This is a genomic window from Bacillus australimaris (assembly GCF_001307105.1).
GTDB classification, from domain to species: domain Bacteria; phylum Bacillota; class Bacilli; order Bacillales; family Bacillaceae; genus Bacillus; species Bacillus australimaris.
The window spans coordinates 57,039-79,019 of sequence record NZ_LGYN01000026.1 but is presented as its reverse complement, the minus strand read 5'-3'; the positions used below and the strand labels follow the sequence as shown (position 1 = coordinate 79,019).

Genomic DNA, 21,981 nt, shown 5'->3' with positions numbered 1-21,981 from the left:
CACATTGATATGTGAAAATCATTTTGTTCATAATAAGAACTAACTAAAACTTTACGATAAGAGAGGAGTTTATCTCAGAATGGGACAAGAGAAACATGTCTTCACCATAGACTGGGCTGGACGTCAACTGACAGTTGAAACTGGCCAGCTTGCAAAGCAAGCAAACGGAGCGGTCCTCGTACGCTACGGAGATACGGCTGTGCTTAGCTCAGCAACAGCTTCTAAAGAACCAAAACCACTCGATTTCTTCCCGCTCACTGTGAACTACGAAGAAAGATTATACGCAGTAGGTAAAATTCCTGGTGGCTTCATTAAAAGAGAAGGCCGTCCAAGTGAAAAGGCCATCCTTGCGAGCCGCTTAATCGACAGACCAATTCGTCCGCTATTTGCAGATGGATTTAGAAACGAAGTACAAGTCATTAGTATCGTCATGAGTGTAGATCAAGATTGCTCATCTGAAATGGCTGCAATGTTTGGCTCATCTCTAGCTTTATGTGTGTCTGACATTCCATTTGAGGGACCAATCGCCGGCGTTACAGTAGGACGAGTAGATGGAAAGCTGATCATTAACCCAAATGTGGAGCAGCTTGAACAAAGCGACATTAACCTTGTGGTCGCTGGAACAAAAGATGCAATCAACATGGTAGAAGCTGGGGCTGATGAAGTACCAGAAGAAACAATGCTTGAAGCCATCATGTACGGTCACCAAGAGATCAAACGCTTAATCGAATTCCAAGAAGAAATTGTCAAGGCAGTCGGTAAAGAAAAAATCGATATTCCTTTATATGAAGTAGATCAAACGTTAGCAGACGAAGTAAAAGCACTTGCTGAAGCTGACCTGCTGAAAGCGATTCAAGTACATGAGAAGCATGCGCGTGAGGCTGCAATCAGTGCTGTGAAAAAAGCTGTCGTTGAGAAGTTTGAAGCAGAAGAACGTGACGAAGCGACGATTAAACAAGCGAAAGATGTATTAAACAAGCTTGTCAAAAATGAAGTTCGCCGTCTGATTACTGAAGAGAAAGTACGTCCAGATGGACGCGGTGTAGATCAAATCCGTCCACTTTCTTCAGAAGTAGGACTTCTGCCAAGAACGCACGGTTCAGGATTATTTACAAGAGGACAAACACAGGCGCTCAGTATTTGTACATTAGGTGCACTTGGCGATGTGCAAATTCTTGACGGGTTAGGTGTTGAAGAGTCAAAACGCTTCATGCACCATTACAACTTCCCACAATTCAGTGTTGGTGAGACAGGTCCAATGCGCGGCCCAGGCCGTCGTGAGATCGGGCATGGGGCACTAGGTGAACGTGCACTAGAACCAGTGATTCCATCCGAAAAAGATTTCCCTTATACAGTTCGCCTTGTATCAGAGGTATTAGAATCAAACGGATCAACTTCACAAGCAAGTATTTGCGCAAGCACTCTTGCAATGATGGATGCCGGTGTTCCAATTAAAGCACCAGTTGCAGGGATTGCAATGGGACTTGTGAAATCTGGTGAATACTACACAGTGCTGACAGACATTCAAGGAATGGAAGACGCACTTGGAGATATGGACTTTAAAGTAGCAGGTACATCTAAAGGTGTTACAGCACTTCAAATGGACATCAAAATCGATGGTCTATCAAAAGACATCTTAGAAGAAGCGCTTCAACAAGCGAAAAAAGGAAGAATGGAAATCTTAGACAGCATGCTGGCGACGATTCCTGCTTCTAGAGGAGAATTGTCTCGTTATGCACCAAAAATCTTAACGATGACGATCAATCCAGATAAAATTCGCGATGTTATTGGACCAAGCGGTAAACAAATCAATAAAATCATTGAAGATACCGGTGTGAAAATCGATATTGAACAAGATGGTACAATCTTTATTTCTTCTACAGAAGAAGATATGAACCAAAAAGCGAAGAAAATCATTGAAGATCTTGTGAGAGAAGTTGAAGTAGGACAGCTTTACTTAGGTAAAGTAAAACGCATTGAAAAATTCGGTGCCTTCCTTGAAATCTTCAGCGGCAAAGATGGACTTGTTCATATTTCTGAGCTTGCGCTTGAGCGTGTAGGCAAAGTAGAAGATGTCGTGAAAATTGGCGATGAATTACTTGTCAAAGTCACTGAAATCGATAAACAAGGCCGTGTGAACCTTTCCCGAAAAGCTGTTTTACGTGAAGAAAAGGAAAAAGAAGAAAAACAGTCTTAAATGAGAACATATAAAATGAGCTAGAAGCCAGGTATCCGTGCCAGGCTTCTTTCTTTTCTTGCAAGTAACAATAGTTCTAGCTTGTTTCTCCCCATCATATTTTGTGGTAAGGGGAGGGACAACCATTGAGAAAAATGTTACCAGTCATTGTGTTTGTATTTTTACTGCTCGTGTCATATCAAACGATGAAGCAGCCGGCTGCTGTTACATATATGGAATCAATGAAAGAGCATGCCGAGGTTGCATCTGTTTCAAAAGATATTTTATATCAGGAGATTGAATCGAAGTCTTCTGACTATGAAGTAAAGGCGCAAAATGCTAAGATTGATAAAGTGTGGAAAAAGATGCCTGGCTTAAATGGACAGACAGTCGATATCGATGCTTCTTACGAAAAAATGAAGAAACTAGGAACATTTGATGAAAAGCTGCTTGTGCTGAAAGAAACAAAGCCATCTACTCATTTACATGAACTCGGTGCTGAGCCCATTTATAAGGGACATCCAGATAAAAAAATGAATGCATTCCTGATTAATGTGGCGTGGGGTGACGAGCATTTAATCAACATGTTAAAGACGCTGGAAAAGCATCAGGTCAAGGCGACCTTTTTCTTAGAGGGCAAATGGGTGAAAAAAAGCACAGCCCTTGCCAAAAAAATCGTGGCAGATGGACATGAAATTGGAAATCATTCATACAATCACCCAGATATGCGCACACTGACAAGAGAACGAGCTTTAGAGCAGATAACGAAAACAAATCGCCAAATTGAAGAATCCCTTGGAAAAAAACCTAAATGGTTTGCGCCTCCAAGCGGCAGCTTTAAAGAAGAAACAGTCAAGCTTGCCAAACAAGAAGGCATGGAAACCATTATGTGGACAGTAGATACAATCGACTGGCAAAAGCCATCACCGGCTATTTTGCAAAAACGGGTACTCGGGAAAATACACAATGGGGCGATGATATTAATGCATCCAACAGATGCTACGGCGAAAAGTCTTGACGCACTTATCACTCAAATCAAGGAAAGAGGATATGAATTAGGAACGGTTTCTGACCTCCTAAGTGAAAAAAGACATCCGTGAAGCGATCTGTTTAATTGAATAGGAGGAGCAAAACTTGGTCAAAACGTATACTTGCCAAAATGGAGTAAGAATTGTACTCGAAAACAATCCCACTGTAAGGTCTGTCGCAATTGGCGTCTGGATTGGAACAGGTTCTAGACATGAGACACCAGAAATTAACGGGATCTCACACTTTTTAGAGCATATGTTCTTTAAAGGAACAAAGACGAGATCTGCACGTGATATTGCAGAATCCTTTGATCGCATTGGTGGTCAAGTAAATGCCTTTACGTCTAAAGAATATACTTGCTACTATGCAAAGGTGCTTGATTCACATGCTAGTTATGCCCTCGATGTATTAAGCGACATGTTTTTTCACTCCGCTTTTGATGAAGAAGAGCTGAAGAAAGAAAAAAATGTGGTGTACGAAGAAATCAAAATGTATGAGGATACACCTGATGATATCGTTCATGATTTGTTAAGCAAAGCCATTTACGGTGATCATTCATTAGGCTATCCGATTTTAGGAACAGAGGAAACACTATCTACCTTTAACGGAGACTCACTTAGAACATATATGGATGAATTCTACACGCCAGACCGCGTTGTAATCTCAGTTGCAGGGAACGTAGATGAGACCTTTATTTCTGAGGTAGAAAAGCTGTTCGGCTCTTATGAAGGAAAAGGGAAGAAGCAGCCTGTAGAAGCTCCAGCATTTCATTATGACAAGCTCACACGCAAAAAGGAAACGGAACAAGCACACCTATGCATGGGATTTAACGGTCTTCCTGCTGGGGATGAGGGCATCTATGATTTAATCGTCTTAAATAATGTGCTTGGTGGAAGTATGAGCAGCCGCTTGTTCCAAGATGTAAGAGAGGACAAAGGTCTCGCTTATTCTGTCTTCAGCTATCATAGCTCATTTGCAGATAACGGGATGCTGACCATCTATGGCGGAACTGGAGCGAAGCAGTTGAACCTGCTGTCTGAAACCATTTTACAAACATTAGACGTCTTAAAACGTGAAGGTATCACGCAGAAAGAACTAGAGAATTCTAAGGAGCAAATGAAAGGGAACCTGATGCTCAGTCTTGAAAGTACAAATAGCAAGATGAGCCGAAATGGTAAAAATGAACTACTCCTTGGCAAACACCGTACGCTCGACGAAATTATTGATGAAATCAATCATGTCACATTAGACGGCGTGAATAACTTATCTAAACGAATCTTTACAGAAGATTATGCTCTCTCGCTGATTAGCCCGACGGGTGATCAGCCATCATAATGTAAACAACACGGCAGACTTTGAAAAAGGTCTGCCGTTTTAGTGTAAATAAAGAATAAGGGGGTCAGCTTTCATGGAACATGAAAAACTGAAACAGCTCTCTCCATTTCTGAAACCAGCCATCTCTTTTCAACCGATGACATCTGGTTTTTCACGAGATCGTACCTTTTTGGTTACAACATCATCTAATGAAAAACTGGTGCTTAAGTTGTCGGACATTCAAACGTATACGTGTTTTAAAATAAAAGCATCAGTTCAGCGGAAGTTAAAAGATCAAGGTATTCTTTGTTCTGAAGTCATTGAGATTGGAAGGAGTGCTGAACTAAACTGTACCTATCGTATTTTGTCCTATCTCGAAGGAGAGAATGCTAGAGCTTCCATCCAACTGCTCACAAATGAAGAACAGTATGAAATCGGGAGTCGTGCAGGCAGAGAGCTAAGTTTGATGCATACATGTCATGCACCTTCTCATGTTCGTCCATGGGGGGATAGAGTCATGGAGAAACATGAACGATATGTACATGCCTATCAATCAAGTGGCGTGACGTTTTCCCATGATCAGTTTGTATTAGATTTTATCAAGTCGCATGCTGATGCGGTAAAAGAGAGGCCTAACCAGTTCCAGCATGATGATTTTCATTTAGGGAATATCATCATACAAGGTAATCAGTATGCCGGTGTAATTGATTTCGATCAATCCGATTGGGGCGACCCGGTTCATGACTTTTATAAATTGTCCTTATTTAGTCGAGAAAACAGTATTCCATTTTCAGCTGGGCAATTGGATCAATATGAGAGTACGCAATCCTCAAACAATTTTTGGCTTCTTTTTTCCATCTATACAGCAATGAGCTGCTTTTCATCTATCGTATGGACACTTTCCTATGATCCGGGACATCTAAAGGACATGCTGAACCGAGTAGAGAGAATGTTGATAGATCATAACAGCTTTCATGAACTTAAGCCGGTTTGGTATACCAATTGGCAACATTCATAACTTGAAAAGAGCGGAACGGTCTATTTATTATTTTTGATGCATATATGATATGGAAGGGGAGTGATGCGATTTTGAGGCTGAGTGAGCTGTCAGGAAAAGAGATCGTCGATATCAAAAGAGCGGAGCGGCTTGGCGTGCTTGGACAAACCGACCTTGAAATCAATGAACAGGACGGTCAAATAACAGCACTCATTATACCTTCCGTGAAGTGGTTTGGCTTTCGAAAACAAGGTAATGACATCCGCGTTCCGTGGAATCACATTCAAAAAATAGGATCAGATATGATCATTCTTGATGTGCCTGAAGACCTTCAGCCGCACGGAGAAAAAGAGCACCCATCATAAACGGGTGCTCTTTTTCTTTTCTCTCCTTGATTTGGTCACAGGCTGAATCCTCTCCTCATATGCTGAAAGGGAGATTCAGAAAATATTACAGACTTTTTTAAATAAAGAAGGTGAACGGTCAGTATGTTGAGCGGTTTAACGGTTGCGGTGATCGGGGGAGATGCAAGGCAGCTCGAAATTATTCGCAAGCTGTCACAGCAGCATGCCAAAGTGTTTTTGGTCGGATTTGATCAGCTGGATCACGGATTTATCGGTGCAGAAAAGCTGAAAATGTCTGAACTTCCATTCGAACAGGTAGACAGTTTGATCCTGCCAGTATCAGGAGCAACGGATGAAGGCGTAGTTGCTACAGTCTTCTCAAATGAGCAGGTCGTGCTTGAAGCGGAATATTTAGAAAGAACCCCTGCCCATTGTACCTTGTATTCAGGTATTTCTAACACGTACTTAGACAATCTGGCAAAGCAGGTGAACCGGAAGCTTGTGAAGCTGTTTGAGCGAGATGATATTGCCATATATAACTCAATTCCAACAGTTGAAGGGATTATCATGATGGCCATTCAGCAAACGGACTATACGATTCATGGATCTCATGTCGCTGTTCTCGGACTTGGAAGAACAGGACTCACCATTGCTCGCACATTTCGGGCACTAGGTGCGGACGTAAAAGTAGGCGCGGCAGATACAGCACATTTAGCGCGGGCCTTCGAGATGGGTCTTCATCCATTTTCAATGGATCGTTTAAAAGAAGAAGTAACGGACGTTGATATTATTATTAATACCATTCCAAGCCTCGTTTTAGATTCATCTGTTATCGTCAGCATGACACCAAAGACACTCATTTTGGATATTGCTTCCCGCCCAGGCGGAACAGATTTTGATTTTGCACAAAAGCACGGAGTGAAAGCACTTCTTGCACCAGGTCTCCCAGGGATTGTTGCACCAAAGACAGCAGGACAAATCATTGCAAAAGTGCTCTCCGGACTTTTATGTGAACTTGCGGAGGAAATAAGGGGGATGGAATCATGACAACATTTAAAGGGAAAAGAATCGGCTTTGGTATAACAGGTTCCCATTGTACGTATGAAGCTGTTTTTCCGCAAATTGAAGCACTTGTAAAAGCAGGGGCAGAAGTACGTCCAGTGGTGTCGCACACCGTGCAGAGCACGAATACGAGATTTGGAGATGGGGCGGACTGGATTGAGCGGATTGAGAAGCTGACTGGATTTCAAGCGATTGACTCTATTGTGAAAGCAGAGCCGCTCGGACCTGAGCTGCCACTTGATTGTATGGTCATTGCTCCTTTAACAGGGAACTCAATGGCGAAATTTGCAAATGCCATGACAGACAGTCCAGTTTTAATGGCGGCTAAAGCAACCATTCGAAATCATCGTCCTGTTGTTTTAGGAATCTCGACAAACGACGCGCTTGGCTTAAATGGTACAAATTTGATGAGGCTGATGTCGACAAAAAACATTTTCTTTATTCCATTTGGTCAGGACGATCCATTCAAAAAACCGACCTCCATGGTAGCAAACATGGATCTGCTTTCTCAAACAGTAGAAGAAGCGCTCCAGCATAGACAAATTCAGCCAATTTTAATTGGACCAAACGAATAATTGTTTCACTAGAAAATCATGAAAGATTCAAAAAAGATGATTCAAGCCTTGCTTTTCTATGGTAAAATAAAATGTAAAAAGTCATAGGATGGCCATCCGAAAGAAAAGAATCATGGATGGGTCGGAAGGAGTTTTACTGATGGGAAGAGGATTGCATGTAGCTGTAGTTGGAGCGACTGGAGCTGTCGGTCAACAAATGTTAAAAACACTAGCTGACAGAGATTTTGAAATGGATACACTTACTTTACTATCCTCAAAACGTTCTGCTGGAACAAAAGTGACATTCAGAGGTCAAGAGTACACTGTTCAGGAAGCAACACCTGAGAGCTTTGAAGGAGTCAACATTGCATTATTTAGTGCTGGAGGAAATGTTTCCAAAGCGCTAGCTCCTGAAGCAGTCAAACGAGGCGCGATCGTTGTAGACAACACAAGTGCTTTTCGTATGGACGAAAACATCCCTCTTGTCGTACCAGAGGTAAACGAAAAAGATTTGCATGACCATCAAGGGATCATTGCAAACCCTAACTGTTCAACGATTCAAATGGTAGCGGCATTAGAACCGCTTCGTCAGGCGTATGGAATAAAAAAAGTCATTGTGTCTACGTATCAAGCAGTATCAGGTGCTGGACATGAGGCTATTGACGAACTATACAGCCAATCACAAGCCATTTTAAATAAAGAAGATGTAACACCAGAAGTCATGCCTTATCAAATTGCTTTTAATGCGATTCCGCAAATTGATAAATTCCAAGACAATGGTTATACATTCGAAGAAATGAAAATGATCAACGAAACGAAAAAAATCATGCACATGCCAGAGCTGGAAGTAGCGGCAACATGTGTGAGACTTCCTATTGAAACGGGTCATTCAGAATCTGTCTACGTCGAACTAGAATCAAATGATGCAACAGTTGAAGACCTCAAATCAATTCTAAAAGATGCGCCAGGAATTACGTTGCAAGATGATCCGTCTCAACAAATTTATCCAATGCCTGCAGATGCTGTTGGGAAAAACGACGTATTTGTCGGCCGCATTAGGAAAGATTTGGACCGTCCAAATGGGTTCCATATGTGGATTGTATCTGATAACCTGCTAAAAGGCGCTGCATGGAACTCCGTTCAAATCGCAGAAAGCTTAAAAGCATTAAAATTAGTTTAACATTCAATGGATGATGAGGACGAACAGAAGAGAGTGAGGCATCTTTCGCCTGCTCTCTTCTGTTACGTCAGAATGAACTTGGAGTGAAAACAGTGAAAATAATTGTCCAAAAATTTGGCGGTACATCTGTCAAAGATGATCAAGGTAGAAAAAGGGCACTTGCACATATCTTATCTGCAAAAGAGAAAGGCTATAAGTCGGTTGTCGTCGTTTCAGCAATGGGACGAAAAGGTGATCCTTATGCGACAGATACGTTGCTTGGTCTGCTTTATGGCAGCGCGCAGCATATGACAAACCGAGAAAAAGACTTGCTTGTTTCTTGCGGAGAGAATATATCAGCTGTTGTATTTTCAAGTATGCTGAATGAAAACGGTCTAAAGGCTGTAGCGATGACTGGAGCTCAGGCGGGCTTTGTGACAGATAAGGAGCATACAAGTGCGAAAATTATTGACATGAAGTGCGAACGTCTGGAGGCGGCACTGTCTGAACATGATGTTGTCGTTGTCGCTGGGTTCCAAGGAGCCGCGAAAAATGGAGACGTGACAACAATCGGACGAGGTGGCAGTGATACGTCCGCAGCTGCTTTAGGCGCTGCATTGCAGGCAGACTTTATTGATATTTTTACAGATGTAGAAGGTGTTATGACAGCAGATCCCCGCATTGTTGAAAATGCAAAGCCGCTTCGAGTCGTGACATATACAGAAATTTGCAACCTTGCATATCAAGGGGCAAAAGTCATTCACCCGAGAGCTGTCGAAATTGCCATGCAAGCAAAAGTACCAATGAGGGTCCGTTCAACATACTCTGATGATGAGGGCACACTTGTGACTTCACACTACTCAGATAAAATGAGCCATGATGTGTATGACCGCCTCATAACTGGTATCGCACATGTCAATGATGTGACGCAAATTAAAGTCCCTGCAAAAGAAGGACAGTACAGTGTACAAACAGAGGTCTTCAAAGCAATGGCAAATGCAAAAATCAGTGTCGACTTCTTCAACATCACACCGAGTGAAATTGTGTATACAGTGACAGGTGCAATGACTGAAAAGGCGACATCCATCTTAAAAGACCTTGGCTATACACCAATTGTGACAACAAATTGTGCGAAAGTATCAGCTGTTGGCGCAGGCATTATGGGTGTACCAGGTGTCACATCTAAAATTGTATCGGCACTATCTGAGCAAAATATTCCGATTTTACAATCGGCTGACAGTCATACGACCATTTGGGTGTTAGTGAACGAAGAAAACATGAGAGCAGCTGTTAATGCCCTGCATGAAGTGTTTGAACTTTCAAGATAAATGTGATTGAATCATGATGAGGTGAAAAAAATGAATTTCGGAAATATCGCAACAGCTATGATTACACCTTTTGATAAAAAGGGCAACATCGATTTCCAAAAGCTATCAATTCTCATTGATTACTTATTAAAAAACGGCAGTGACTCTTTAGTCGTTGCAGGGACAACAGGCGAATCGCCAACTTTATCGACTGAAGAAAAAGTTGCTCTTTTTCAGCAATCGGTAAAATTAGCAAATGGTCGTTGTAAAATCATTGCAGGAACAGGCAGTAATAACACAAATGCGTCTATCAAACTAACGAAAAAAGCAGAAGAAGCGGGCGTTGATGCAGTGATGCTTGTCGTACCTTACTACAACAAGCCATCACAGGAAGGCATGTATGCACACTTTAAAGCAATTGCCGAGTCTACATCTCTTCCTGTCATGCTTTACAATGTACCTGGAAGAACGGCTGCGTCATTAGCGCCAGAAACAACAATTAAGCTTGCGGAAATTCCAAACATTGTCGCAATCAAAGAAGCAAGCGGCGATCTTGATGCCATGACTAAAATTATTGCAGAGACGCCAGAAGATTTCGACGTATATTCTGGTGACGACAGCTTAACACTTCCTGCTGTATCTGTTGGTGCAAAGGGAGTTGTCTCTGTTGCGTCTCATATCGTAGGACTGGATATGCAGCAAATGCTGAAAAGCTATGCTTCAGGTCAAACAGCCAATGCCGCATTAATCCATCAAAAGCTGCTTCCAATCATGAAACAGCTTTTCTCAGCGCCAAATCCAACACCTGTCAAAACAGCCCTTCAGCTGAAAGGACTAGATGTCGGATCTGTTCGTCTTCCACTTTTGCCTTTGTCAGAAGAAGAGAGACTGAATTTAAGCAGCGTTTTAAACAGCTGATCAAAACAAAAGATTTCGTAAGCGGTCATTCTCAGATGTCCCTGAGTATGACCGTTTTTTATACATAACACTTTCTTAAAATGTGACTTCATCTTGTTTTCTAAAATTAGATTCAGTTATAATAGCATTAAGCGATGATGGACGGGCTTGAGACTAGGAGGATAAGAATTTTGAAAAAGAAAAATACAGAGAACGTAAGAATTATTGCACTGGGAGGCGTTGGAGAAATCGGGAAAAACTTATATGTCATTGAGATTGATTCGGACATATATGTGGTAGATGCAGGTTTAATGCATCCAGAAAACGAAATGCTGGGCATTGACGTTGTCATTCCTGATATCTCTTATTTAACAGAACGTGCTGATCGGGTGAAAGCAATTTTTCTTACCCACGGACATGATGAAGCAATCGGAGGCGTATTCCATTGCTTGAGCAAATTGTCTGTACCAGTCTACGGAACGAAGCTGACCCTTGCGTTACTTCGAGAAAAATTAAAGCAGTATGGCTTCAATCAAAAAGCTGATTTACGTGAGGTCCATGCGAAGTCAGTGATTACTTTTGAAACAACAAAAGTATCATTCTTTAGAACGAATCACAGCATCCCTGATTCAGTCGGGATCAGCTTCAAAACCTCTCTTGGTTCAATTGTATGCACAGGTGATTTTAAATTTGATCAAACCCCAGCGCTTAACCAAGCCTGTGACATCGGAGAGATTGCGAAAATTGGCAATAACGGCGTTTTAGCGCTGCTTTCAGACAGTGCAAATGCTGAAAAACCAGGCTATACACCTTCTGAGGCGCTCGTCCAAGACGAAATCTCAAATGCGATGTACAATGCTGAAAATCGAGTGATTGTCGCTGTATCTTCATCGAACATTAACCGCGTACAGCAGATCATTAATGCAACGAATCAAAATGGACGTAAACTTGCTGTAGCAGGGAAGAATATGATGACAACTCTTCAGCTGGCAATTAAGCTTGGTTATGTTACAGCAGACGAAGAATTATTTGTACCCGTTCAAGAAGTGAAGAAAATGGCGAAAAACGATGTGGTCATCCTGACAGCGGGAAGCCACGGAGAGCCTCTTGCTGCTTTAACAAAAATGGCGAAACAAAATCACAAACAGCTTCATATTGAAAAAGATGACACTGTTGTGATTGCATCTACACCTCTTCCTGGACAAGAACTCACGTATTCAAAAACAGTGGATTTCCTTACAAGAAGCGGAGCACAAGTCATTTTTGCGCAAAAACGTGTGCATGTATCTGGCCATGGCTGCCAAGAAGAGTTAAAGCTGATGCTGAACTTACTAAAACCGAAGTATTTAATTCCGGTGAATGGCGAATACCGTATGCAAAAAGCACATTCTCGTATTGCAGAAGAAGTAGGTATGAAACGCAGTGACATTTTCTTGATTGATAAAGGGGATGTTGTTGAGTTTAGAGGACAGAACGTCAAAATCGGTGAAAAGGTTCATCAAGGCAACATTTTGATCGATGGTCTTGGTGTTGGTGATATCGGAAACATCGTGTTGCGCGACAGACGCCTATTGTCTCAGGATGGTATCTTGATTGTCGTCATTACGCTCGATAAACAAAAGAAACAATTAATTTCTGGACCTGAAATCATCACAAGAGGATTTGTGTATGTAAGAGAATCCGAAGAGCTGATTGTGAAAGCAACAGAAATGGTTAAAGGGATTGTCAAAGAGCAAACGGAAAACTCAATTGTTGAATGGTCAACATTGAAACAATCCATGCGCGATGTACTAAATCAATTCCTATATGAAAAAACAAAACGTAAGCCAATGATCATTCCAATTATTATGGAAGTATGATGAGAAAAGCCCAAAGAGTATAAGCTCTTTGGGCTTTTTTGATGTGCCGTGAAGGATGCGGATGGAATAGAGTTTTCTTGTTCATAATAGGAGAAGAGTTTGAGGAAAGGATGGAGACAAATGGACGAAAAGAATGAACAGCAGCCTGAGCGAAAGCCAGAAGAAAAAGACAGCATTATGAGCAAAATACAGCAGCTAGGTGAAACAGCCGTTCCACAGCTGCCGCAAGATACAAATATCCATTGCCTCACCATTATTGGACAAATTGAAGGCCACATGCAGCTTCCACCGCAAAATAAAACAACCAAATATGAACATGTCATTCCACAAATCGTAGCAGTTGAACAAAACCCGAAAATTGAAGGTCTTTTGATCATCTTAAATACAGTAGGCGGCGATGTTGAAGCGGGCCTCGCGATTGCAGAAATGCTGGCTTCTTTATCAAAACCGACTGTATCGATTGTACTTGGCGGAGGCCACTCCATTGGTGTTCCGATCGCGGTGTCGTGTGACTATTCGTATATTGCAGAAACAGCTACGATGACCATTCATCCTGTGCGTTTAACAGGTCTTGTGATTGGTGTTCCGCAAACCTTTGAATACTTAGATAAAATGCAGGAAAGAGTCATTAACTTTGTCACAAGCCACTCCGATATTACAGAAGAGAAGTTTAAAGAGCTTATGTTCTCAAAAGGCAATTTAACAAGAGACATAGGAACAAATGTCGTAGGTCATGAGGCGGCAGAATACGGACTTATGAATGAAGTAGGCGGCGTAGGACAAGCGATCAAAAAGCTGAACGAGCTTATTGGAGACAGGGCATCTCAAAACGAGGGGCTGATCCAATGATTTTATATACCCCTATGCCATATGAAGCCATTTACGCTGAGGAACAAGGAGAACGCAAACTCCAGCAGGTAAACATTCAAGGTGTGCCAGTAATGGTTGAAATGAAAGAAGATGAGGCAGAAATTGTCCAAGTCATGAGCACCAATCCAATGGATTTTCTCAATCAAGAGCTTGCACCAGGCACGCGGTTGAAGTTGCATTTAGGCACCAATCAAACCGACTCATATGAATGATTCTATGCTATAATAAAGGGAAAACTTACAACAAGATGCAGCCAAAACCAGGCTGCTTTCTTTCTGATCTTTCGGTAGGTTATATTTTCTTTCGTAGTAAGGTGATGAGTATGGCTAAAAAGAGAAAACGGAAAACGAGAAAAAAACAAAATAAACAGCTAAAACTGAAATATGAATTAAATGGGTTAGTCTGTATTGCCATAGCGATCATTGCCATTTTACAGCTAGGCGTTGTTGGACAAACCTTTGTGCATCTATTCCGATTCTTTGCAGGTGAATGGTTCATTCTCTGCCTTATCGGATTATTTCTTTTTGGTGTGACGATTTTCTGGAAAAAACAAATCCCAGATATTTTGACAAGAAGAAAAGCGGGCCTATACTGCATCATTGCGAGTATCTTGCTTTTGTCTCATGTGAAGCTCTTTCAGCACCTTTCATCTGCGGGCGTCATTGGCTCTCAAAGTGTGATTAGAAATACATTTGAGCTATTCTTAATGGACATAAAAGGTGAGACGGGATCTCCTGATCTAGGAGGCGGCATGATTGGAGCCGTATTATTTGCTGCTTCTTATTTCTTATTTGCACAAGCAGGCTCGCAAATCATGGCAATAGTTCTCATGCTGATTGGAATTGTACTGATTACAAACCGTTCCCTTCAGGAAATGGTGAAAAAAGTGCTGCTTCCTATCTCACAATTTATGGTGAAGCAGTGGAAAGCGTTTGTTCAAGATATGAAAGGCATCAGGCAGGCGAAAAAGAGCTCGTCCTCTCAGAAAACAGGCGAAAAGAAAAAACGATCACGCATTCAAGAAGAGGACGAAGATGATCTAATTTTCGTTGAAGAGGAAACGCCGTCTCCTAACAATAGCCAGCCGATTATTTCAAGCTTTGCAGACAGAGATGACATTCTCACCCCGCCGGCTCCAAAAAAGCAGGCGGTAAAAGAGACAGATCCTCTTCAAGATTCTGTGCAAAATGCACAGAATCAATCTGATCCAGCTGATGAACCAAAAGAGGCTCCGCCGATGACATTTACTGAACTTGAAAATAAAGATTACGAATTGCCATCACTTGATATTTTGGCAGAGCCGCAGCATTCAGGTCAGCAAACAGATAAGAAAAATATATATGAAAATGCAAGAAAGCTTGAACAAACATTTCAAAGCTTTGGTGTCAAAGCAAAAGTCACACAAGTTCATTTAGGTCCAGCTGTGACCAAATATGAAGTATATCCAGATGTCGGCGTGAAGGTAAGTAAGATCGTCAATTTAAGTGATGATTTAGCCTTGGCGCTCGCGGCAAAAGACATTCGAATTGAGGCGCCGATTCCTGGTAAATCAGCCATCGGCATTGAAGTTCCAAATGCAGAAATTGCAATGGTTTCATTAAAAGAGGTATTAGAATCGAAGCAAAATGACCGCCCTAATGCCAAGCTCCTCATTGGACTAGGCCGCAATATTTCGGGTGAAGCCGTGCTTGCTGAAATGAACAAAATGCCGCATTTGCTCGTAGCAGGCTCAACAGGAAGCGGAAAAAGTGTGTGTATCAATGGCATTATCACAAGCATTCTCATGAGAGCAAAGCCTCATGAAGTGAAAATGATGATGATTGATCCGAAAATGGTTGAATTAAATGTGTATAACGGCATTCCGCATCTTTTGGCTCCTGTCGTCACAGACCCTAAGAAAGCCTCGCAGGCACTTAAAAAAGTAGTCAGCGAAATGGAACGCCGCTATGAATTGTTTTCTCATACAGGAACAAGAAATATTGAAGGCTACAATGATTACATTAAACGAATGAATCAAACGGAAGAGGCTAAACAGCCAGAACTTCCTTATATTGTCGTCATTGTAGACGAGCTTGCAGATTTAATGATGGTCGCTTCCTCTGATGTGGAAGATTCCATTACAAGACTTTCTCAAATGGCGCGTGCTGCGGGAATTCATTTGATTATCGCCACACAAAGACCTTCTGTCGATGTTATTACTGGTGTTATTAAAGCAAACATCCCTTCCCGCATCGCCTTTAGCGTATCCTCACAAACCGATTCAAGGACGATTCTTGATATGGGAGGCGCAGAAAAGCTGCTTGGCAGAGGGGACATGCTGTTTTTACCTGTTGGGGCAAACAAGCCAGTTCGTGTGCAAGGCGCCTTTTTATCAGATGAAGAAGTAGAACATGTGGTTGATCATGTGATCACACAGCAAAAAGCACAATACCAAGAGGAAATGATTCCAAGCGAGGAAACGCAGGATCAACTTGCAGCTGTGGAAGATGATCTATATGATGAAGCAGTCGAGCTGATCATTGGCATGCAGACGGCTTCCGTTTCTATGCTGCAAAGAAGATTCCGCATCGGTTATACCCGGGCAGCGCGTCTGATTGACGCAATGGAAGAGCGAGGCGTTGTCGGCCCGTATGAAGGAAGTAAACCGAGAGAAGTTCTGCTCTCAAAAGAACAATATGACGAGCTCTCTTCATAAGTTGAAGAGGGCTTTCCTTAAAAAGTGAACAATAGTATCATTATGTTAACTAGATGTCAGACTATTTATTTATTTGCAAAAACATGATATAGTTATGTTCAACTTATCTCGGAATAGAGATTTCTCATCTTATCATTTGCATTGATTAGACGGAGGGAAAACATGTCGACTAAAACAGACAATCGCCATTTATATTTGAAAGTGATTGACCGTATTAAAGAAGATATTCAAACAGGCGTATATGCCGAAAAAGAAAAGCTGCCTTCTGAGTTTGAGCTCTCAAAGCTTTTAGGTGTGAGCAGAGCGACACTGCGTGAAGCCCTTCGTATACTAGAAGAAGAGAAGTATTTAATTAGAAGACATGGTGTGGGAACTTTCGTCAACACAAGACCGCTTTTTTCAACAGGCATCGAACAGCTGACAAGTGTCACGAAAATGATTGAGCAGGTCAATATGACGCCTGGTACCATCTTTTTATCCTCGCAAGAAGGCGAGCCAACAGAAAACGATGTCATTCGTTTTCAGTGTGATGAATCTGATGAGATTTTTTCAATGGAACGCGTTCGAACGGCAGATGGACAGCCAGTTGTTTATTGTTTAGATAAAATTCCAGTCAAGCATCTTCCAACTTCTTTTACACATGAAGAAGAGTCGCTTTTTGAGTTGTTTGGAAGAGAACCACACAGCGGAATTAAATATGCAGTTGCTGACATCGAACCAATCGGCTACCATGATCATATTTCACCGATACTAGAATGTGACCCGGAAACGGCGTTATTGTTATTGAAACAAATGCACTATGATCACGATGATCAGCCGGTCTTATACTCGCTCAATTATTTTCGAGCAGATAAATTCAGCTTTCATGTGATACGTAAACGATTTTGACAAGCAGTCGCTTCTATAAGCGGTTGCTTTTTGTTTGTCCATACATAAAACCCGTAAAACATGCCACACTATTACGTAACAGTATATAGAATTGGGTGAATCATGTTGGGCGAGAAAACAGTCAGTAAAAAGAATATTATTGCATTATCATCAGTGCCTTTAATCATGACACTTGGGAACTCGATGTTAATACCAGTATTGCCAGAGATAGAAAAGACACTCTCGATCACTTCCTTTCAAGTCTCACTCATTATTACCGTATATTCGGTTGTAGCGATCTTATGTATTCCAATCGCCGGTTATTTGTCAGACCGGATTGGGCGAAAAAAGGTCCTGCTGCCGTGTCTTTTAATTGCAGGACTTGGAGGGGCTGTGGCTGCAGTCGCCTCAACGATCATGAAAGAACCCTATATGTGGATTCTGCTTGGCAGGGTCCTTCAAGGTGTTGGTTCAGCTGGAGCAGCACCTGTTGTCATGCCATTTATAGGAGATTTGTTTCATGATGATGAAGAGGTAAGTGAGGGACTTGGCGCCATTGAAACCTCTAACACAGCGGGAAAGGTACTCAGCCCTATCATCGGAGCACTTCTTGCTTCATGGTTTTGGTTTGTGCCGTTTTGGTTCATTCCGTTCTTTTCGATCATCAGCTTTCTTATGGTACTGTTCATGGTAGAGTCTGCAAAAAAAGAGGAGGACCCGCCTACATTTAAAGAATTTTTAAAATCAACAAAGACCATATTTAAGCATGAGGGACGCTGGCTTTATGCCATTTTTGCTATTGGCGGTTTTATTATGTTTCTTCTTTTTGGTGTGCTTTTTTACTTATCGGATAATTTAGAGGCGGTTTATCAAATAAAGGGAGTTAAAAAAGGGCTTCTGCTTAGTATCCCACTCCTTTTTCTATCAATCAGCTCCTACATTGCTGGGAAAACGATTGGAAAAGAAAAAGGGAAAATGAGAATCTTTTTAATCGCAGGCATGGCCTTGTTATCACTATCCTATATTTTTCTATGGTGGAATCACAGCTTTTACGTATTGTTTATCTGTTTAAGCATTGGCGGTGTTGGAATCGGTATTGTACTGCCTGCACTCGATGCCCTGATTACAGAAGGGATTGAAAAAGAGCAGTGCGGAACCATTACGTCATTTTATAGCAGTATGCGTTTTATCGGTGTCGCTTTAGGACCTCCAATTTTTGCTTATCTCATGGATAAAGGAGACTCAATCGTTTTTATCCTCTCGACCATTTGCAGTCTCATCTCACTATTTTTGGTTCTCTTTTTCATCCAGCCAGATGAAGAGGATGAAAGCAAACAATTGAACACGGTTTAAATATAGAAAAAAGATGGTATTTTGCCATCTTTTTTCTTTTTTATAAATTGACATGTAAAATTTTGATAGTTAAACTAATGTATAGTAATATCTTTTAAATTATCCCAAATTGGAGGTGTGCAAAAACATTCATTTTCTGTCTTTCTTTAAGGCAGGAGTTGAGTTCGTGGCTGATGAAGGAGATGTGTATCTTCAACACGAAAGGACAATTGAATAGGTCATCCTGCCATTAGCACGTTGAAGGAGACGCAGTCAGCACTTCAGACACGCTCAAAGACAGCAAATTGATTGATGAACGAGAAGGAGCTTGAAGCAGCTATGTTGCAAATAATTAAAGCAAGATGGATTGTATTAGTGGTGTGGATGATAACAGCTGTGATTCTGTTTATGACCGCGCCCGATTTAGAGGAATTAACAAGAGAAAAGGGGCAATTAAAGGTTCCGGAGGGGACACCGACAGCTGAGGCACTTCACCTGCTGGATAGGTTATCAGATCATAATGGAAAAAAGGATACCGGTGTGATTGTATTCTCCGAACAACATCTGTTCCCTGCCAAAGAGCAGGAATTAAAAAAGGCTTTAGCTGCATTCACGACACACGCCCCAGAACTCCACATTGACGGAATTACTTCGTATTTTGATGTAGATCCGGACATTCAAAAACAACTTTTATCTAAGGATAAGAGTACACTTCTTGTTCCATTCAAATTCGATCACTACGAAACAAAAGCTGTGAAGATTAAAAAACAAATTGAGGAAGTTTTAAAGCCCTATCATGTCTCATATGAAATGACAGGTCAAAAATTTGTGGATTCAGATGTCATTAAAAGCTCTCAGCAAGGTCTGAAGAAAACTGAACTTATCACGATGATTTTTATTTTCTTTATTTTAATAATTGTATTCAGATCAATATTGGCACCTGTTGTTCCGCTCATAACGATTGGCATATCTTACGCCGTCAGCCGGTGTATTGTGGCTTTTCTCGTAGAATATACACAATTTCCTCTATCTAATTTTACTCAGATTTTTATGGTAGCCATCATGTTCGGTATAGGAACAGATTATTGTATCTTGCTGTTAAGCCGTTTTAAAGAGGAGATTGGTCAAGGTCGTGATGTCAGAGAATCGATTATCGTCACGTATCAATGTGCAGGGAAAACAGTATTTTTCAGCGGGTTAGCCGTGTTAGTCGGATTCTCAAGTATTGGATTTGCTAAATTCCAATTGTACCAATCAGCCGTTAGTGTTGCCGTTGGAGTTGGCATTCTGCTAATTGCCCTAGTCACCATCGTTCCCTTTTTTATGTCAGTTTTCGGAAAATCTCTATTCTGGCCATCTAAAAGAGAAAACATTCGGCACCCGCAAAGTAAGTTGTGGGAATGGGCTGGGCGTTTTTCATTTAAAAGGCCTCTGATCAGTTTAGGTTTAGTCGCACTGATTACGGTGCCCCCTATTCTAATGTACGACGGCACCCTTTCTTATAACAGTTTAAATGAAATTGGGTCAAATTATGAGTCGGTGTCTGCATTTAATACGATATCAGAGCAATTTGGTTTTGGTGAAGCGCTGCCGCTGAATGTGCTTGTCGAAAGTGATAATAAGCTAGATAATCAAGAAAAGATTGTCATCATTGAAAAACTGACCCGTAAATTAAATGACATTGATGAAGTGAAGACAGTCCGAAGTGTTACGCGTCCTGTTGGAGACGGGCTGAGCCAGCTTTATGTCATCTCTCAAGCGAAAGAGCTCGGAGGAGAACTTGGTAAAGGTCATGAAGGAATCGGGAAAATTTCAGATGGCTTGACCGAAACAAATCTCGCTCTTCTCAAACAAAAACCAAAAATCGAAGAATCCGCTCAAGGCATTGACCAGCTGATTGATGGAACAAAAGCAATCAAAAGCGGGATCGGAGAAGTAAGAAAATCACTCATCTCTTTAGAAGATGGCGTGAGGCGCAGTAAAGATGGCGTCGGCACCATTCGAAGTGAAATCAAAGAAGCGAAAAAAGAATTAGAGCAAGAATATCGCAGCAGCGAAGCAATGATACAAGAGCTAAAGCAAATGGTAAATACACTCGACCGCCATGCGAAATCGAATCAGCAGCTGATGACGACCATTAAGAAAGTAAAACAATCTTACGAAAATTTATCGTTTGAAGCACTAGAAGATCGGCTTCCAGAAGTAAAAGATATGGATGAATATAAAGAAATTAAGAAAGTATTTAAAGATACAAAAGGAATGCTTGATCAAGCAGGGGATCAAATGAGTGTATATGAAGAGGAAGCCTCTCACTTTAAAGAAAAGATCAAAAAAGCAGATCAAGTGGTTCAAAGCTTATCAAGCAAGCAAAAAGACATAAAACGCCAAGTGCAAGCGCTCATGGACGGGCTCGATGAACTTTATGACGGTCTTGATCAAACAAATAAGGGCCAAAAACAATTGATTAAAGAAATGCCTAAAATTGAAGATGGCGCAGATCAGCTGACTGACGGCCAAAAAGCCATCAAAAAAGGGTTTAGCCAGCTTTCATCAAAGCTCACATTATTAACAGATGGATTAGATGAAAGTATTGAAGGGCTTGAACAGGTCAAAAGCGGCTTCACCGAGGCTGATGGCTACTTAAAACAGCTGCAGCAAGCACCAGACGAAGAAATAACAGGCTGGTTTATTCCAGAAGAGGTGCTGAAACGCCAAGAATTTAAGCAAATCTTCCATACGTATATGTCTCCAGATCGTAAATTAACGACCTTTGAAGTCATATTAAATGTGAATCCATACAGCAATGAAGCGATGAAAGGTGTCGCAAAAATTGAGGACACCCTAGATCAATATTTACCTGTAAGTGGACTGAAAAATGCCAAATACGGTGTATCTGGGATCTCAAGCTTAAATGTGGATTTACAAGAAACGTCTGACGGTGACTTTATTCGAACAGTCATTTTCATGTTAATTGGTATTTTTATTATTTTAATTATTTTATTGCGGTCAATCGTCATGCCGATATACTTAACACTTTCACTTATTTTAACGTATTTTACATCCATCGGTTTAACAGAATGGATCTTTAAAACCTTTTTTGGCTACGATGGTGTCAGCTGGGCTGTTCCATTTTTCAGCTTTGTCATTCTTGTCACGCTCGGCATCGATTATTCGATCTTCCTCATGGATCGATTTAATGAATGGAAGGGAGAGCATGTGCAAGCATCTATGATATCCGCAATGAGAAATATGGGCTCTGTCATTATTTCTGCTGTGGCCATTTTAGCGGGTACGTTCGCCGCCATGCTGCCATCTGGTGTATTATCACTAGTTGAAATTGCAACGGTCGTACTCATTGGACTTTTATTATATGCTTTTGTTGTATTACCGCTCTTTATTCCAGTTATGGTTCGTATTTTCGGTAAATGGAATTGGTGGCCGTTTAGAATGAAATAACGACCGGCGTCTCTGCTATGAGCAGAGGCGTTTTTATTTCCTATCCTTTCCTCTGATTGATAT

17 protein-coding genes are annotated in these 21,981 nt (G+C 41.3%); all 17 read left to right on the top strand.

The genetic code is table 11. The features are described from left to right. Positions 1–79 precede the first annotated feature (79 nt). Positions 80–2,197 carry a polyribonucleotide nucleotidyltransferase gene (gene pnp / locus AKG37_RS12065; protein ID WP_060699047.1) on the top strand — a complete coding sequence of 706 codons (2,118 nt, stop codon included), beginning with the start codon at positions 80–82 and terminating at the stop codon, positions 2,195–2,197. 134 nt (positions 2,198–2,331) lie between these two features. Next, on the top strand, positions 2,332–3,276 hold the full coding sequence (locus AKG37_RS12060) for a polysaccharide deacetylase family protein (protein WP_060699373.1): 945 nt from the start codon (positions 2,332–2,334) through the stop codon (positions 3,274–3,276). Positions 3,277–3,310: 34 nt separating this feature from the next. Continuing rightward, positions 3,311–4,540, top strand: a complete 1,230-nt coding sequence (locus AKG37_RS12055) for a M16 family metallopeptidase (protein ID WP_060699046.1) — start codon at positions 3,311–3,313, stop codon at positions 4,538–4,540. Between the two features lie 73 nt (positions 4,541–4,613). Then, complete coding sequence (locus tag AKG37_RS12050; RefSeq protein WP_060699045.1) at positions 4,614–5,537, top strand: aminoglycoside phosphotransferase family protein; 924 nt, start codon at positions 4,614–4,616, stop codon at positions 5,535–5,537. 71 nt (positions 5,538–5,608) lie between these two features. Next, positions 5,609–5,881: a YlmC/YmxH family sporulation protein gene (locus tag AKG37_RS12045; protein ID WP_060699044.1), complete on the top strand. Its 273-nt coding sequence runs from the start codon at positions 5,609–5,611 to the stop codon at positions 5,879–5,881. A 123-nt stretch (positions 5,882–6,004) separates the two neighbouring features. Beyond that, positions 6,005–6,907, top strand: a complete 903-nt coding sequence (dpaA, locus tag AKG37_RS12040; protein ID WP_060699043.1) for a dipicolinic acid synthetase subunit A — start codon at positions 6,005–6,007, stop codon at positions 6,905–6,907. Continuing rightward, positions 6,904–7,497 (top strand): dipicolinate synthase subunit B, encoded by a 594-nt coding sequence (dpaB, locus tag AKG37_RS12035; protein WP_060699042.1) that lies wholly within the window; start codon positions 6,904–6,906, stop codon positions 7,495–7,497. The genes dpaA and dpaB overlap by 4 nt, the downstream gene beginning before the upstream one ends. A gap of 139 nt (positions 7,498–7,636) precedes the next feature. Further along, a complete protein-coding gene (gene asd / locus AKG37_RS12030; protein ID WP_060699041.1) occupies positions 7,637–8,656 on the top strand; it encodes an aspartate-semialdehyde dehydrogenase in 1,020 nt (339 codons plus the stop codon). A 92-nt stretch (positions 8,657–8,748) separates the two neighbouring features. Then, positions 8,749–9,963, top strand: a complete 1,215-nt coding sequence (dapG, locus tag AKG37_RS12025) for an aspartate kinase (RefSeq protein ID WP_060699040.1) — start codon at positions 8,749–8,751, stop codon at positions 9,961–9,963. Between the two features lie 30 nt (positions 9,964–9,993). Further along, a complete protein-coding gene (gene dapA, locus AKG37_RS12020) occupies positions 9,994–10,860 on the top strand; it encodes a 4-hydroxy-tetrahydrodipicolinate synthase (protein WP_060699039.1) in 867 nt (288 codons plus the stop codon). 170 nt (positions 10,861–11,030) lie between these two features. Next, a complete protein-coding gene (rnjB, locus tag AKG37_RS12015) occupies positions 11,031–12,698 on the top strand; it encodes a ribonuclease J2 (RefSeq protein WP_012010007.1) in 1,668 nt (555 codons plus the stop codon). A gap of 120 nt (positions 12,699–12,818) precedes the next feature. After that, positions 12,819–13,547 (top strand): ClpP family protease, encoded by a 729-nt coding sequence (locus AKG37_RS12010; protein WP_060699038.1) that lies wholly within the window; start codon positions 12,819–12,821, stop codon positions 13,545–13,547. Continuing rightward, entirely contained in the window at positions 13,544–13,780 is a 237-nt protein-coding gene (locus AKG37_RS12005; protein WP_060699037.1) for a YlzJ-like family protein, read from the top strand. The genes AKG37_RS12010 and AKG37_RS12005 overlap by 4 nt, the downstream gene beginning before the upstream one ends. A 110-nt stretch (positions 13,781–13,890) precedes the next feature. Further along, positions 13,891–16,263, top strand: a complete 2,373-nt coding sequence (locus AKG37_RS12000) for an FtsK/SpoIIIE family DNA translocase (RefSeq protein WP_060699036.1) — start codon at positions 13,891–13,893, stop codon at positions 16,261–16,263. 162 nt (positions 16,264–16,425) lie between these two features. Next, positions 16,426–17,151: a GntR family transcriptional regulator gene (locus AKG37_RS11995; protein ID WP_060699035.1), complete on the top strand. Its 726-nt coding sequence runs from the start codon at positions 16,426–16,428 to the stop codon at positions 17,149–17,151. A gap of 102 nt (positions 17,152–17,253) precedes the next feature. Beyond that, positions 17,254–18,483 carry a bacillibactin exporter BcbE gene (locus AKG37_RS11990; protein WP_193391714.1) on the top strand — a complete coding sequence of 410 codons (1,230 nt, stop codon included), beginning with the start codon at positions 17,254–17,256 and terminating at the stop codon, positions 18,481–18,483. Between the two features lie 318 nt (positions 18,484–18,801). Continuing rightward, positions 18,802–21,918: an MMPL family transporter gene (locus AKG37_RS11985; protein ID WP_060699033.1), complete on the top strand. Its 3,117-nt coding sequence runs from the start codon at positions 18,802–18,804 to the stop codon at positions 21,916–21,918. The last annotated feature ends 63 nt before the right edge of the window (positions 21,919–21,981 follow it).

Coding starts and splice junctions, on each gene's coding strand:
- pnp (WP_060699047.1), top strand. CDS start 80: ATGGGACAAGAGAAACATGTCTTCACCATAGACTGGGCTGGACGTCAA.
- AKG37_RS12060 (WP_060699373.1), top strand. CDS start 2,332: ATGTTACCAGTCATTGTGTTTGTATTTTTACTGCTCGTGTCATATCAA.
- AKG37_RS12050 (WP_060699045.1), top strand. CDS start 4,614: ATGGAACATGAAAAACTGAAACAGCTCTCTCCATTTCTGAAACCAGCC.
- dpaA (WP_060699043.1), top strand. CDS start 6,005: ATGTTGAGCGGTTTAACGGTTGCGGTGATCGGGGGAGATGCAAGGCAG.
- dpaB (WP_060699042.1), top strand. CDS start 6,904: ATGACAACATTTAAAGGGAAAAGAATCGGCTTTGGTATAACAGGTTCC.
- asd (WP_060699041.1), top strand. CDS start 7,637: ATGGGAAGAGGATTGCATGTAGCTGTAGTTGGAGCGACTGGAGCTGTC.
- dapA (WP_060699039.1), top strand. CDS start 9,994: ATGAATTTCGGAAATATCGCAACAGCTATGATTACACCTTTTGATAAA.
- AKG37_RS12010 (WP_060699038.1), top strand. CDS start 12,819: ATGGACGAAAAGAATGAACAGCAGCCTGAGCGAAAGCCAGAAGAAAAA.
- AKG37_RS12005 (WP_060699037.1), top strand. CDS start 13,544: ATGATTTTATATACCCCTATGCCATATGAAGCCATTTACGCTGAGGAA.
- AKG37_RS12000 (WP_060699036.1), top strand. CDS start 13,891: ATGGCTAAAAAGAGAAAACGGAAAACGAGAAAAAAACAAAATAAACAG.
- AKG37_RS11995 (WP_060699035.1), top strand. CDS start 16,426: ATGTCGACTAAAACAGACAATCGCCATTTATATTTGAAAGTGATTGAC.
- AKG37_RS11990 (WP_193391714.1), top strand. CDS start 17,254: ATGTTGGGCGAGAAAACAGTCAGTAAAAAGAATATTATTGCATTATCA.
- AKG37_RS11985 (WP_060699033.1), top strand. CDS start 18,802: ATGTTGCAAATAATTAAAGCAAGATGGATTGTATTAGTGGTGTGGATG.